Consider the following 13,408-nt stretch of genomic DNA (forward strand, 5'->3'; position numbering starts at 1 on the left):
GTCACAGCGGGCGCCCCGAGCGCAGATCGGGGAGCGGCTCGACAGGGTCGTGGTCGCCGGCCCGGACCCAGCGGGTGTGGTCGTGGTGCTTGATCGGCTGTCTCCCTCCGTGCCGGCCCGGCTCGTACCTCGTGAGGCGCACGCTGGTGTAGCCCTCGGAGGGCGAGTCCCCTGCCACCCCCAAGGCGTAGGAGAAGAGGCGGTCGGCGGCGCCGGGGCCCAGGAGCAGGACGCCCCGCTCACGCAGCACCGGCGCTGCCTCGCGGAGGCGCCGCTGCCAGCTCTCGCCCGCCAGCCGGGCGATCAGGGCAGGCAGAACCCTCTTGCCCTCGACACGCGTGAAGAGCTCGACCAGTCGGTCGCGGGCACTACCCGGAGCAACGATCGCACGCTGGTCCGCGTAGGAGAGGTGCAGCAGGACGTTCTCCGGGAGCGGGTCGTGCCGGTGGAGCCACAGCACCTCGTCGCGCACTGTCAGTGCGCTGAGCCTCCGTGGGGCCCCGTCGACCATCTGCTCGGCCCGCAACCTCAACAGCCCCACGGACCAGCGGGACGACCTGTCGTCGGCGTGGACGAGCACCACGAGCCGGCCGTGCGCGGAGGGCGGAACGTCCCACTGCTGGGACAGCGACAGCTTGACGTCGAAGCCCACGGCCTCGTCGTGCAGGTTCCGGGCGAGCAGGATCAGGTCGGTCGAGCCGCCCGGCCCGAACGACTCCCAGCGCCGCAGACCGTGTTCGACTGCCAGTGCGGCCCTGGCACGTGCCGTGCGGCTCATCGACCTCGGGTCGAAGCTGTCCGGGAAACCCGCACGGGGCTGCACGTTCGCGTCAATGCTTTCGCGCAGCAACCGGGCGAGACGACTGCCGTCGGGGTCCGCTGCCTTCCAGGCCAGCGCGAGCCGGTACAACCCGCGGTCGCTCAGGGGCCAGGCCGGCTCCGCCGGCACCAGAAGGCGGTTCCCGGAGTCCGCTCCGGCAGGCGTCGCGTCCACGTACACTCGCTCGGCCGACGGGCTCGCCGCCATCACGGCATGGGCCTTCGCGGACATGTGGATGACGGGCCAGGTGCTGCTGCGGCGCGCGAGCGAGCGGAGTTCATGGGCGTGCAGCAGCAGCTCGACGCCGTGCGACGGTGTTCCGCTGAGCTCTGTGACGTTGACCGCCATGTGCACCCCGTAGGGGAATCCCGCGGCGGTCAGCGCCCGGGGCAGCTGCTCGGCCAGACCGTTCACCAGGTCCGCCGTGCCGATCGACGCGTCGCAGATCAGAACACAACCGCCCGCGATCACTTCGTTCTCGACGAGGCCGTTCGGCGCAATGTCCAGGCGGTGGATCACCTTTTCCGCCGCCCAGGACAGCTGCTCGGAACGGCGCTCGTCCTCCGCGTCGCCGGTCGGTTCGGCCGTCATCTCCAGACCGATCAGGGTCCTCAGTCCGAAGAGGGAGCGGGACGTCGCCCGGAGTCGGCCCGCCCGCTCGGGGTCGCGTCCGTCCATCAGGAACTGGGCATGTTCCAGAGCGAGCAGGGCTGCGCTCTCGTCGCCCGCGTGCCGGAGCAGCATGGCCTGGAGCTCCAGGGCATCCGCCTGTTCCCATTCGAGTCCCGGCCCCCGGAAACGGAGGACGGCCTCCTCGGCAGCTGCGAGGGCCTCCTGCGGCCGGCCCAGCTGGAGCAAGGTGTCCACCGTGTCGGTCAGGACCTCGCCCACGGCACGGTCGTCCCCCAGGACCTCGTGGACCCGGCCGAGTTCCGTCCGCACCTCCAGTGCCCGTTCGTGGCGGCCCGCCGCCGAGGCCGCGACGGCCAGGAAGCGCAGGGCCTCACGCGCGAGCGGCACCCGGACCGCATCGAGGCCCTCGTCCACCACCCCCTCGGCCCACTCCAAGGCCTCCGGGGTCCTGCCGAGCCGGAACTCCGCCCCGGCCAGGCCGAGATGGGCCGACGAGAGGGCGTAGGGGTCGGAATGCAAGGTGAACCCTTCGGCCGCCTCGTCGAAGAACTTCCGCGCCTGCGTCGGTTCACCCCGGTCCAGGGCCAGTGTTCCGGCCAGCAGCAGCACATGGGAGGACAGCAAGTCCCAGGGCGAGACCTCGGACGAGTGCAGCAGCGGACCCAGGTTCTCGGCGGCGGCCTGCGTCCGGCCGCCGGTGTGGTGGGCCCAGGCGAGCGCCAGCCGGGCGAACCCCTGGTCGCCGGACCGGATGAGGACGTTCGCCGCGCGTTCGAAAGCGTGCCGGTGACGGGCCGATCCGCCGGTGTCGCGCAGCAGGTACAGCAGTACGACCAGGGATTCCCGTACCCACTGGTCGTGCGTGAGGTCGCCGGCCTCGATCACCGACGCGAGCGCGTTCGAGATCCAGGTGTCCGCCAGCGGGCCGAGCAGTTCCCCGGCCACCGGAGGCTCCAGGTCCGGGTCGGGCACACCGAGCAGGTGGCCGAGGTGGGAGGCAGGGCGGGAGGCATCGTGCAGAAGGACCGCGGCAGACCGGTGGAAGGCGGCCAGACCGTCATCGACGTGCTCGCCGGTGCCGGGCCGCGAGACGCGGCGCAGGGCCGCGTGCAGAGCGGCGTGGAACCGGTACACCTCCCGGCTCCGCCGTTCCAGCACGCCCGCGCCGACGAGCTGTTCCACGGTCCTGCGCGCCCGGCCGGCCGTGAAGCCGAGCAGCGCCCGGGCCTCGTGGACCGTCAGCCGGCCCGTTCCCGCGACGGCCAGGCCGGTGGCCGCCTCGATCAGCTCGGGCGGGAGCGTCCGGGTCATCAGCCCGTAGAACGAGAAGTCGGACCTGGCACGCCCTCGCGCGAGGTCGGCGTGGATCAGCACCCTGATCAGGTCCTCGACCGAACGTGACGGGTCCGCCGCCAGCCAGGCGGCGCAGAGCCTCGCCTCCAGCGGGTACCACCTGCCGGTGCCCGCCAGGAAGGCGAGCAGAGCGGACCGGGACTGAAGGTCCAGCCGGGGGCCTGCGGCGACGGCCAGGATCGCCAGGAGGTCCTCCTGGGACAGCGGCAGGAGGCGACCGGTGGTGAACTCGGACGGCACCTGTTCCGGTTTTCGTACGGTCACCAGCCAGGCGCAGTCCGGGGTCGCTGCGCAGAGCCGGTCGAGGAAGCCGGTGTCGTGCGCATCGTCCAGGACGATGAGCACACGCCGCCCTTGGAGGGCGTCGACGGCGGTGGTCAGGAGCTCCCCGGTGGTCCACGGGCGGTTGTCCGGAGGCAGGCCCAGCGCGGTCAGCAGCATGAACAGCGAGGCATCGGTGTCGACGGGATGCGGGGTCGAGCCGCGCAGGTCGAGGAAGACCTGGCCGTCCGGGAAGGAGTCCCGTACCCGGTGCGCGATGTGCAGGGCCATGGCCGTGCGGCCCGCGCCGGGCTGGGCGCCCGTTTCGGTCAGGCACACCCGGCGGCGCCGGTCGCCCCGTGCGGAGAGCGTGTCCGCGAGGACGCGGACCATGTCGGCATGGCCGACGTACGGCTCCGGCGCGGGCGGCAGCCCGTAGGGGCCGGGCTCGGGCGCCACCGCGGAGGGATCTGCCTCGGCCGGCGGCGCGGTCCGCTCCGGTACGGCCACCCCGAGCAGCTCCAGTGTCTCCCGCGAGGCGCGGGCGAACGGCCGCAGTTCTGCCGGCAGTTCTTCGGCCGCCGCCGCATCGGGCAGGACCGAGGCGAGTCCGGTGGTGCCGACGCGATCGCCGATGTGACGGTCGAGGGCGTCGTGGAGGCGCCACACGTCGTCCGTCGTGAGCCGCTCCCGCAGGGCCGCCTGCGCGTCCGGGCCCAGCGAGAGCGTCACCGAGTCACCCTCGTCGGCGACCTCGAACAGGCCGCTGGTGATGACCTCCGCCACGGCCGCCGTGGCCGCCTCCGGCACCAGTGCCTCCCTGATCACCTGCAGTACGGGCAGGCCCAGCCGGTCGAAGGCGGAACACAGCACGGCGAGGCGCACCGCCGGCCGGCTCGCCGTGCGCAGGAACCCGTGCGCGCGGACCTGTGGCGGCACCGGCCTGGCGGCCGGTCCGGACCGGGCGGGCAGGCGGCCGGTCTGCGGGACCAGGACCGCACTGCAGCCGGCCGGATCGTTCCGCATCAGCGCGCGCGACCACCGTCCCAGGGAGTGCGCGGAGAGGGACAGGACGGGCACCGGCTGCGGGCGGAGGACCCCTCCGGTCGCCTCCGGGTCCCGGTCGAGCGGCGGCGGTGCGTCGTAGGGGAGCCGGGCGCCGTAGGGGCCCGGGACGGTCGGGGTGACCCGTACGAGCGGGAGGTCGAGCCCGGTGCTCCGCCACAGCCGGGTGGGCAGCGGGTTGAGCAGGGCGGTCGGGGTCGTCCCCGCCCACGCGTGCAGCTGCTGCCACACCGCGGGCCGCCGCCAGGCGTCCGCCGAGCAGTCGGACACGACGACCACCAGCATCCGGCCGTCGGGGGAGCCGGCCGGGCCCGGCGCGACGGGGCTGCCGTCCGGCCCGAACGACAGGTCGCGGGTCCTGAGCGTGCGGAAGGCGCCGAGCCGGGCGACGAGCGAGGTGAACTCGCGGACGGTCTCCTGCCACACCCGCATGCCGGGGGAGCGGTCGACGACGAAGGTCACGTCGAACCACCGCTCGGGTGCCGGGGCGAACACGGGGATGAGCCGTCCGCCGCGCGCGTACGCATCGACCGTCAGGTCCATGTCGAGTTCGCTCCGCCGTCCCGCCCGCCACCGCCGCTTCCACGGCCGCAGCGCGCGGGTGAGCTCCAGGCCGTGCGGGAGCCCGGACGCGCCGGGTGTGGACACCGCGCTGCCGCGGAGCCGGTCCGGTCCGCCCGACCGCCGCTCGTGCAGGGCGTGCCCGTCGGCACCGCCGGCTCCGTCGGCCCCCGCGGCCCGGTCGGTCGCGGAGGCCGGCTGCCCGCCCGCGGGCGGGGACGGCCGTCCGGCGGCAGCCGGGGGCGTCGGCGGCGCGGACGGCGTACCGGAGACGTCCCCCGCCCCCTCGGTCTCCCCGGGTCCGGGCCGTGTCCCGGCCGTGTCCGGCGGCCGCACGGGATCCGGACCCCTGGGTGCGGTCGCAGCGCCGTCGGCCATGCGCGCGGCGAGCCACAGCACCTCGGTCAGGGCCGTTCCGTCCAGGTCCGGCGCGGCCCCGCGCAACGCCGCCAGGACCCGGGACAGGTCCCCGGACCCGGCGGCCACCGCGGGCACGCCCGGCCCGACGGACACATCGGGCCCGCCGGACGCATCGGGCCCGCCGGACGCGTCAGGCACGGGACAGCTCGCGCAGCAGAAGCTCCTCGATCTCCCGCCGGCGGTCCTCGTCCGGGGCGTTCTCCGTGCTCAACAGGTGTACGGCGTTGAGCAGCTGGTCCACCGCCAGGTTCTCGCCCTCGCCCAGCCGGGCGACGAAGGAGGCGATCAGCCGCTGCGCGGCGTCGGCGCCGGCAGCTTCCGCGTCCAGGTGCGCTGCCACCACCCGGGTCAGCGACTCGACCGTGGGACGCGGCATGGTGAACCGTACGCAGCGCCGCAGGAACGCGGCCGGGAAATCGCGCTCCCCGTTGCTGGTCATCACGATGAAGGGGAACTCGACGCACTGCACCCGGCCCCGCTCGATGTCGTGCCTCATGTCGCCGTCCCACTCGCGGACCGACACCACGTCCTGCGCGTACCGGGCGAGTTCGGGGATCTCGAACTCGCCGCGCTCCAGTACGTCGAGCAGGTCGCTGGGCAGGTCGAGGTCGCTCTTGTCGATCTCGTCCACGAGCAGCGCCCGCGGGTGCGTGGCGGGCAGCAGAGCGGTGCCCAGCGGCCCCATCCGGAGGAACGGGGCGATGTCGTCGCTGCCGTCGCGTCCCTCCAGCCGCTGGGCGTGGATCCGGCCGAGGGCGTCGTACCGGTAGAGGGCTTCGCCCAGGTTGCTGCGTGAGGTGACGTGCCAGCGCAGCACCGGCCCCAGCGCGAGCTCGACGGCGACCTGCTCGATCACGGTCGACTTGCCCGATCCGGCCGGGCCGGTCAGCAGGAGCGGGCGGCGCAGCAGCAGGGCGGCGTTCACGGCCTCCACCAGACCGGGCGGCGGCACGAACTCCTCGTGCAGGGGACGGCGGGGGAAGTGCCGCCAGGGCGGGGCCGGGTCGAGCCGGCGGGGCTGCTCGGGGGCTCGGCCGTGCCCTGCGTAGAAGGGCTGCCAGGTCATCAGGGTGTCTCCCCCTCGGTCGGGAACCCGGTCGGGTGGTCGGTCGGGCGATCGGTCGGGTGGTCGGTCGTGTACTTCTGGAACCAGTCACAGAAATCGAGGTAGTCCAGGTCGGCCCAGACGGCGCGGAGCCGGTGCAGGTCCTCCCGGCCCAACCGGCCGGAGTCCTCGTCCGCCGGACCGGCCGGATCCGGTCGGCCGGTGCGCCGTCGCGCCCGGTAGGCCGTGCAGAACTTGCCGGGCAGCTGGTGCCAGCTCTCGTCGACGTAGCGGCGGGCGTCCTCGGAGACCCGGGCGTCCTCGTCCGGCCACAGCACGATCGGCGAGGCCTCCAGCAGGGTCGCCATGATGTCGCCCAGCCGGGCCGGGTGGTGGCCGAGGGCCACCGCCTTGCCTTCCGTGCGGCCCTCCAGTCGGGCGCGCAGTTCTCCGTCGGGGCGGGTGTCGCCCTCCTCCAGCCAGTGCAGGCGCTGCCCGCACCGCGCGGACTCCAGCACCCGCAGGTGTTCCCGGGCGTCGTCGTTGATCCACCACCGGTGCTCGGGCAGCTGGATCCGGTCGCTCCAGCGCAGCACCACGTCGTGCCGGTCGCCCAGCCGCCGGCCGTAGTCCGTCTCCTCGGGCCGCCACTGGACCAGCAGCAGGGCGGGGGCCGCGATCTCGACCCGCTTCAGCGGGAACCCGAGACGACCGGCCAGACCGGAGGCCCAGCGCAGGGCGGCCGCGATCTGCCGCTCCACCCCGGTGCGGTCCGGCCGGCAGGGGAACTCCCGGTGGCCGTGGTGGGTGTCGCCGTCGAGCAGCCAGGCCGTGAGGGACTCGGGCCATTCGTCGCAGACGGCCGCGTGCAGCGAGACGACGAGCCGGAGCCGCATGTCCCGGCTGCGTTCCGCCCAGCGTTCGAACGCGTCGTTGAGGTCGATGTCCGCGCCGATGTCGGCGGCCCACTGCCGCAGGGCGGGGTGTGCCGGGGGAACCCCCGTATCCATCGCCAGGGAAGCGACGAAACGCGCCAACGGCACCACCGGACTCTGGGCGACCAGGGGCGCGCTCAGCCGGAGGTATTCCACCGCGTCGCGCAGCAGGTCGTTGCCCGTGGCCGTGGGCAGCCCCTCGGCAGCCTGCGGTACGGCGGTGAACAAGGAGCGGTTGAGTACCTTCGAGGTCAGTTCGCTGCCGGGCCACGCGGCCAGCAGTGCGCGGGTGCGTGCGCAGTGCCGGACCGCTTCGAGGACCCTCCGCGCTCGCGCGCCCTCCCGGAGACCGAGCGCGGCCACCGCCCTTTCCAGGTCGTCGAGCCCTGCCGGGTCGTCGAGCCCCTCCAGGCCGTCGAGCACCTGCAGTTCGTCGATTCCGTCCGCGCCGGTGTGCGGGTGTGGACAGGCGAGCCCGCGCACGGTGTCGTACGGTCGCCGTACGCCGTCGGGGCCGTGCGCGGTGAGCCGGCCGGACAGTGCTCGGGCGAGGGCCTCACGGGCCAGCGGGCCCAGCTGCCGGCCGGCCAGGCGGGCCGCATGCCGCCGGTTGTATGCCAGCCACAGTCCGGAATCCTCGAACTGGGCGCCGTCCCAGTCCATCCGGTGGATGTCCTGGCCGACGGCGCCGCCGTCGAGGCGGACGGCGTCGACCACGGCCTCGGGGGACAGGCACGCGGCGGCCCGGTCCACGCCCCGGCGGACCACCCGGGTGACCGTCCGGACGAACTTCAGCTCGAACGCCGCCTCGGCGACGCCCGCACCCATCAGCAGGGACAGCCGCGTGTTGCCCTGCCGGACGCCCGAGACGACCGCCTTGACCTCGGGCACGGCGCCCGCCGCGTGACAGGTGTCCACCACCGTGACCACCCCGGACAGCCCCGGGGTCTCGACCACCTGCCGGAGCAGCGAGCCCACGTCGACCGTGGTGGTCAGCTCGTCGCGCCGGGAATCACCGGCCATGAAGTACAGGCTGCCACCGGATTCGATCCCGTGGCCCAGCAGGGCGAGGACCAGGACCGCACCCTGCCGCCCGGCCGCCCGCGCCGCCGCGCGTACCGCCTGCTCGACCTCGCCCTGGGCGACCTCGCCGTACAGCAGGGTCCTGGCCGGCTCGGAAGTCACGCAGGCTCCGGCCTCCGGGTCGGTCAGTACGGAGTGGAAGTCCTTCGCCGCGGCCTCCAGTTCGGTGAGGATGCCCAGATCGGGGCACTGGGCCGCGATCACCAGGGCGTGGCGGCCGCCGGTCACTGGTCCGCGAGGGTGTCCAGGGCCTCGACGACGGGCCCCGCGACCGCGCCCTGGGCGAGGTAGAGGGCGGCGGGGTGCACCCAGAGCCCGTCCGAGTCGACCCGGCCGCTGGCCGGGCGCACCCGGCCCGTGCTGGGGCGGACGAACTCCTCCAGCACCGGACGCGCCGCGATCACGTCGTCGCGGTCCCAGAAGTTCAGCCAGCGGCCGACGCATTCAGGGGTGCTCGGGGGCTGCGGCCTGGTCCGGGGGAGAACGGCCGTCCGGATGCCCAGGGGGGAGCCGAGGGTCACGAACAGCGGAACCTCGGCCTTGTGCTCGTGGAGGGCTTCCAGGGCGACCACCGTGCCGAGCGAATGCGCGATGACCACGGTCGGCCCGTCCTGGTCGAGGCAGTTCCGCACGCGGTCCCTGACCCGGCGGTCCAGCGGGACGCCCGCGGCGTCCGCCTCACCGCGGTTGAGGTAGCGGGCGACCTGTCCGAGCGCCGTCACGGTGAGCCGGGAACTGGTCAGTTCGCCGAGCCACCGCAGGCCCGGCACGGACGCGAGCGTGGTCAGCGCGTTCAGCGTCCGGCGACCCGCGGCACCGGCCCCCTGGGCCTGTCCGGTCGGTTCGAGCCTGGCCCGGGCGTGGGACAGCACCCGCTGCTCCCGGGAGTCCACCGCGGGGTCGGCGAGCCGACGGTCGATCACCTCCAGCAGGAGTTCGGCGACGACGGCCTCGTCGCCGGCGTCCCCGGTGCCCGGCGCGCCGCCCTGGCCTCCCGCCCGGTGGAAGAGGTCCCCGTAGTACGCGAACCGTGTCTCGACGCCCCAGCCACGTGTCAGCGCGGACACCTTCCGCGCGTGTCCGGCGGCCCGGGCACCCTCGGCGAGGGCGCGCAGCCACTCCGCCTGCTCGGCATCAGGGTCCCGCGGCCCGCCGATGCCGTGGACGAACACCAGACGCGGCGTCACCTTCCCACCCCCCAAGTCGGATTGCCAGCTTAGAGGACTCGTCGGGTCCGACCGCCCACGTCCGGCGCACGACCGCGCCGCGGACCGGACCGCCGGCCGGTGCTCCGGCCGCCCGCGGGGTCGCCCGGCACGGGGTCCGCGGTCGGGGTGTGCTCAACCCCGGGCGTACGACCGGAGGTTGAGCCAACCACCGGTATGGGCTCCCCCGCGCGGGGGAGTGCTCCGCGACTGTGGTCGGACGCGGGTGCGCGTGGGCCCCGGCTAGCGTCGGAGCCATGGTTGCTTCCACCTCTCGCAGGGCGGCCACGGCCGCCGTACTCGCACTCGCCCTCGCGCTGCCCGTCGCCGCGGGCGGTACGGCTTCCGCCGCCGCCCCGGCCCCCGCCTCGCCCTCTCCGGCCTCTCCGGCGCCGTCCGTCACGACGTCGGCGTGGGCCGCGCCGCTCTCGGGGACGTCGGCCGCCGCGGGCCGGCGCCTGACCGCGCCGCCCGCACTTCCGCGGCCCACCGGCGGGTTACCGGTCGGCAGTACCGTCCTCCACCTCGTCGACCGTTCCCGGCCGGACCCGTGGGTGCCGACCGCCGCCGGACGTGAGCTGATGGTCACCCTGCACTACCCGGCCGCCCGCTCCGGCACCGGCCGGCCGGCCCCCTACGCGACCACCGAGGAGGCCGCCCGGCTGATCGAGGGGGCCGGGCTGGGCGACGCCGTCGATCCGGCGGAGCTCAGTGCCACGCGCACGTACAGCAGGAGCGACGTCCGGCCCGCACCGGGCCGGCGCCCGCTCGTGGTGCTCTCACCCGGCTTCAGCCTCTCCCGCTACACCCTCACCGCGCTGGCCGAGGACCTCGCAAGCCGCGGCTACGTGGTGGCCTCACTGGACCACGCGTACGAGTCCTACGGCACGGCCGTGCCCGACGGGCGCGTGCTGGGCTGCGTGGCCTGCACGGAGGTGCTCGAGGGCCGGGCCAAGGGCAGCAAGGTCACGGCCGCGCGGGCGCGGGACGTGTCCTTCCTGCTGGACCGGCTGACCGGCCGTCACCCGGTGTGGAAGCACGCCGGGATCATCGACCGGAAGCGGATCGGGATGGCCGGCCACTCCATCGGCGGCGCCGCGGCGGCCACGGCGATGCTCGGCGACCCGCGCGTCCGGGCGGGCGTGAACATGGACGGCGCCTTCCACGACCAGCTCCCGGCCGGGGGACTCGGCGGGCGGCCGTTCCTGATGCTGGGCGCCGACGACGGGCACCGGCCGGGAGGCGAGGACACCACCTGGGACCCCACCTGGCGCGCGCTCGGCAGCGGCGAGAAGCGGTGGCTGACGGTGGCCGGGACGGACCACGGGTCCTTCACCGACGCGCCCGTCATCTTCGAGCACTTCGGCCTGCCCAGTGAGCCGATGACGGCGGACCGTGCGACGCACCTCACCCGCGCCTACGTCGCCGCGTTCTTCGACCGGCACCTGCGCGGCACGGAACAGCCCCTGCTGGACGGGCCGTCCCCGGCGAACCCGGAGGTCTCGTTCCACCACCCCTGACCGGGCCGGCACGCCGTCCGGTACCGCTCGGCGCGGTCCGGCCCGGGACGGGGGTCCGGGCCGGACCGGGGGCAGTCCGGTCCGGCCGCGGGGACGGGGCGGGCCTACCAGATGGCCTCGACCCACTCCGGGTGGTCGATGAACGGGTTCCGGTTGTGCTGGTAGGTGTCGAAGATGATCTGGTTGCGGCGCTGCTCGAAGGCGTCCGGCGGGTCGATCTCGTTCCACTGCTTCAGCACGCTGATCCGGCCGTGCCACGGTACCGAGCCGTTGCCGGAGGAGTCGTTGACCTCCAGGTCGGCGAAACCGTCACCGCCGTCGTAGCGCACGGCCATGTAGAGGATCATGCGCGCCACGTCGCCCTTGACGGCGTTGCGCGGCTCGAAGGAGTTGGAGTCGGTGTAGCTGCCGGCGGCCTCGCTGACCGGACTGCCGCCCAGGTCGAAGTCCTTGTTGCCACGGGTGCTGTTGACCGTCACGTCCTCGGGGCGGATGTGGTGCAGGTCGGTGCCCGGGCCGGCGGACGTACCGAAGCCGCCGTGGCTCTGGGCCCATACGTGCTCGCGGTTCCAGTCGTTGACCCCGCCGCCGTTCGTCGACTTGGACTGCGAGCGTCCGGAGTAGACGAGGATCACGTTCGCGGAGTTGTTCGGGTCCTGGTCGGTGACCTTCAGGGCGTCCCAGACGGCGGTGTACGAGATCTTGGACTGGTTCTTGATGATGCCGTGCAGCGCGGACTTGAGCTCGGCGCCCGTCTTGCCCTGGGCCGCGGCGTAGTAGTCGGCGGCGTAGGAGTCGGCCGCGGCAGCCGGGGCGGCCGGGGACTGGAGCAGGAGCAGGGTGGCCGCGGCGGCGCCCAGGGCGGCCCATCTCGAACGGCGAGGGAAGATCTTCACGTGGGGGAAACCTTTCGGCACGCACGACCCGCCGTCGGGCACGACGGGTGTCGGTCATTGAGGGGAGGTTCACACCGCGGCATGCCATTCAGGTGACGGCCGGAAGGCATGCACATGACGAAGGTGCACGGTGAACGTACACGTGCCCGGGCGGCCCCGGAACCCGGGGTGTGCGCCCGGGATTTCGGAGGATCGCACTCCGGTTTTCCCTGCTCGCGACGGGTGCCGGCAGGTGGGGCGGCGCCTGCGCGCGGCGCCGCCGCAGACGGCGATCGCCCCGCTAGAACCCGTCCACGCCGAGTTCGGTGATGCCGGCGAAAACGTGCTCCCAGACCTCGCCGGAGGGGTCGCCGTCGAGCGCGTCCGCGTCGAGGTCCCGCATCGAGCGGAGGAAACCGGTCCTGCCGCCCTCGGCCGCGTGGCCGTCCCAGCAGGAGCCCATGTGCCGGCGTACGCCTTCCAGGAAGCGCACGAACACCTCGGCGTCCCGGCACAGCGGGAACGGTTCCTCGCCGCCCGACCCGAACGTGGCGTCCGGCTGGCGCAGCAGGACGGCGCCGGTCGTCCCGTCGACGAGGACCTCGCCCTCGTCGCAGTACCCGAAGTCGAAGCCGCCGAGGCGCAGGAGCCCGTCCCGGCCGTCCGGCCGGGGGCCGCCGGGTTCGGCACGGAACGCGACCGAGCCGGCGCCCCAGCTCGTGGGCATTCCGGGTCCGGACAGCAGCGCCCGGGTGGCCGGGTGGCGGAGCGTCCCGGGGAGTTCGCCCGCCGGTACGCGCACCATCGAGTCGGCGCCGAACACCTCGTCCAGTCGGGCGGCGGTCAGCGGGCCGCGGCCGTCCCGGTCGGTCGCGAACCACGGCTCGGGGACGGGGGCTTCGCCGGGCGCCTCCGGCATCACCTCGCTGTCGCTGTCGCCTTCGGCGGCCCGTGCGCGGTCCCGGTTCTCCTCGACGAGGAACACGCCGCGGGCGACCACCAGGAGGTAGCGGCCGGGCGCCGCTTCGACCGGGTCCTCCCAGTCCTCCGGAGCGAAGGGTGCCGGCCCGTCCTCGGGGTCGAACAGCCAGGTGTCCGGCCACAGGTCCTCGGTCACCTCGGCGACGCCCTCCGGGGCGGCCCGAGACCGTTCGCCGGTGTCGAGGTCGATCCACGTCTCCGGGCACCACAGCGCGGACACCCGCACGAACCGGCGCCCGTCACCGGCCCGTTCGAACACGTCGGTCTGCCACCCGCCGCTCAGGTTCGGGTCGGCCTCGTACGCGCCGACCGGCCGCCACCAGGCCCACAGGGTCCGCCAGGGCAGGTGCGGCGCGGCGGCGGCGATCCCCTCGGCGTACCCGGTGTGGCCGAGCGCCTTCGCCGCGAAGTGCAGCCAGGAGGCGTACTCCGGGCGCGGGACGGCGGCCGTGCCGAGCAGCACCTCGGCCTGGGAGACGATCTCCCGGCCCGGGCCGCCCGCCCGCTCCGGGCCGGACGCGCAGGCGGCGAGGAGTTCGCGCAGCCGCGCCCGGCCGGTACGCAGGACGGCGGCGGGGTCGTCGAAGGCCGCGGCGGGGCCGGCCGGGGCCCCGGAACGGGCATGATCATCGCTCATGGGGCGTCATGCTG

At 74.3% G+C, this 13,408-nt stretch carries 7 protein-coding genes; 1 reads left to right on the forward strand and 6 read right to left on the reverse strand.

The features are described from left to right. Nucleotide 1: 1 nt before the first annotated feature. The 4 genes from AC067U_RS18430 to AC067U_RS18445 are packed head-to-tail and all read right to left on the reverse strand — an operon-like array spanning nt 2 to nt 9,363. Entirely contained in the window at nt 2–5,251 is a 5,250-nt protein-coding gene (locus tag AC067U_RS18430; protein ID WP_478830769.1) for a NaeI family type II restriction endonuclease, read from the reverse strand. After that, on the reverse strand, nt 5,244–6,179 hold the full coding sequence (locus AC067U_RS18435) for a MoxR family ATPase (protein ID WP_478830770.1): 936 nt from the start codon (nt 6,177–6,179) through the stop codon (nt 5,244–5,246). Before AC067U_RS18435 ends, AC067U_RS18430 begins: the two co-directional genes overlap by 8 nt. Beyond that, the gene (locus AC067U_RS18440) at nt 6,179–8,404 is read right to left on the reverse strand and encodes a vWA-MoxR associated conflict system protein (RefSeq protein ID WP_478830771.1); all 2,226 of its coding nucleotides are present in this window, start codon (nt 8,402–8,404) and stop codon (nt 6,179–6,181) included. Before AC067U_RS18440 ends, AC067U_RS18435 begins: the two co-directional genes overlap by 1 nt. Further along, nucleotides 8,401–9,363 (reverse strand): alpha/beta hydrolase, encoded by a 963-nt coding sequence (locus AC067U_RS18445; RefSeq protein ID WP_478830772.1) that lies wholly within the window; start codon nt 9,361–9,363, stop codon nt 8,401–8,403. The genes AC067U_RS18440 and AC067U_RS18445 overlap by 4 nt, the downstream gene beginning before the upstream one ends. Before the next feature lie 275 nt (nt 9,364–9,638). Here AC067U_RS18445 and AC067U_RS18450 point away from each other — a divergent pair, with 275 nt between their 5' ends. After that, nucleotides 9,639–10,901, forward strand: a complete 1,263-nt coding sequence (locus AC067U_RS18450) for an alpha/beta hydrolase family protein (protein ID WP_478830773.1) — start codon at nt 9,639–9,641, stop codon at nt 10,899–10,901. Nucleotides 10,902–11,005: 104 nt separating this feature from the next. Here the strand turns inward: AC067U_RS18450 and AC067U_RS18455 are convergent, their stop codons facing one another. Both AC067U_RS18455 and AC067U_RS18460 read right to left on the reverse strand, forming a co-directional pair. Further along, nucleotides 11,006–11,797, reverse strand: coding sequence for an endonuclease I family protein (locus tag AC067U_RS18455; protein WP_478830774.1), 792 nt, complete (start codon nt 11,795–11,797; stop codon nt 11,006–11,008). A gap of 280 nt (nt 11,798–12,077) precedes the next feature. Beyond that, entirely contained in the window at nt 12,078–13,394 is a 1,317-nt protein-coding gene (locus AC067U_RS18460) for an SUKH-4 family immunity protein (RefSeq protein WP_478830775.1), read from the reverse strand. Nucleotides 13,395–13,408 lie beyond the last annotated feature (14 nt).

Source organism: Streptomyces sp. NPDC043853, assembly GCF_056436025.1.

Bases quoted from the DNA above. Each gene is read 5' to 3' on its own strand.
- AC067U_RS18435 (WP_478830770.1), bottom strand. From the start codon at position 6,179: ATGACCTGGCAGCCCTTCTACGCAGGGCACGGCCGAGCCCCCGAGCAG.
- AC067U_RS18450 (WP_478830773.1), top strand. From the start codon at position 9,639: ATGGTTGCTTCCACCTCTCGCAGGGCGGCCACGGCCGCCGTACTCGCA.
- AC067U_RS18460 (WP_478830775.1), bottom strand. From the start codon at position 13,394: ATGAGCGATGATCATGCCCGTTCCGGGGCCCCGGCCGGCCCCGCCGCG.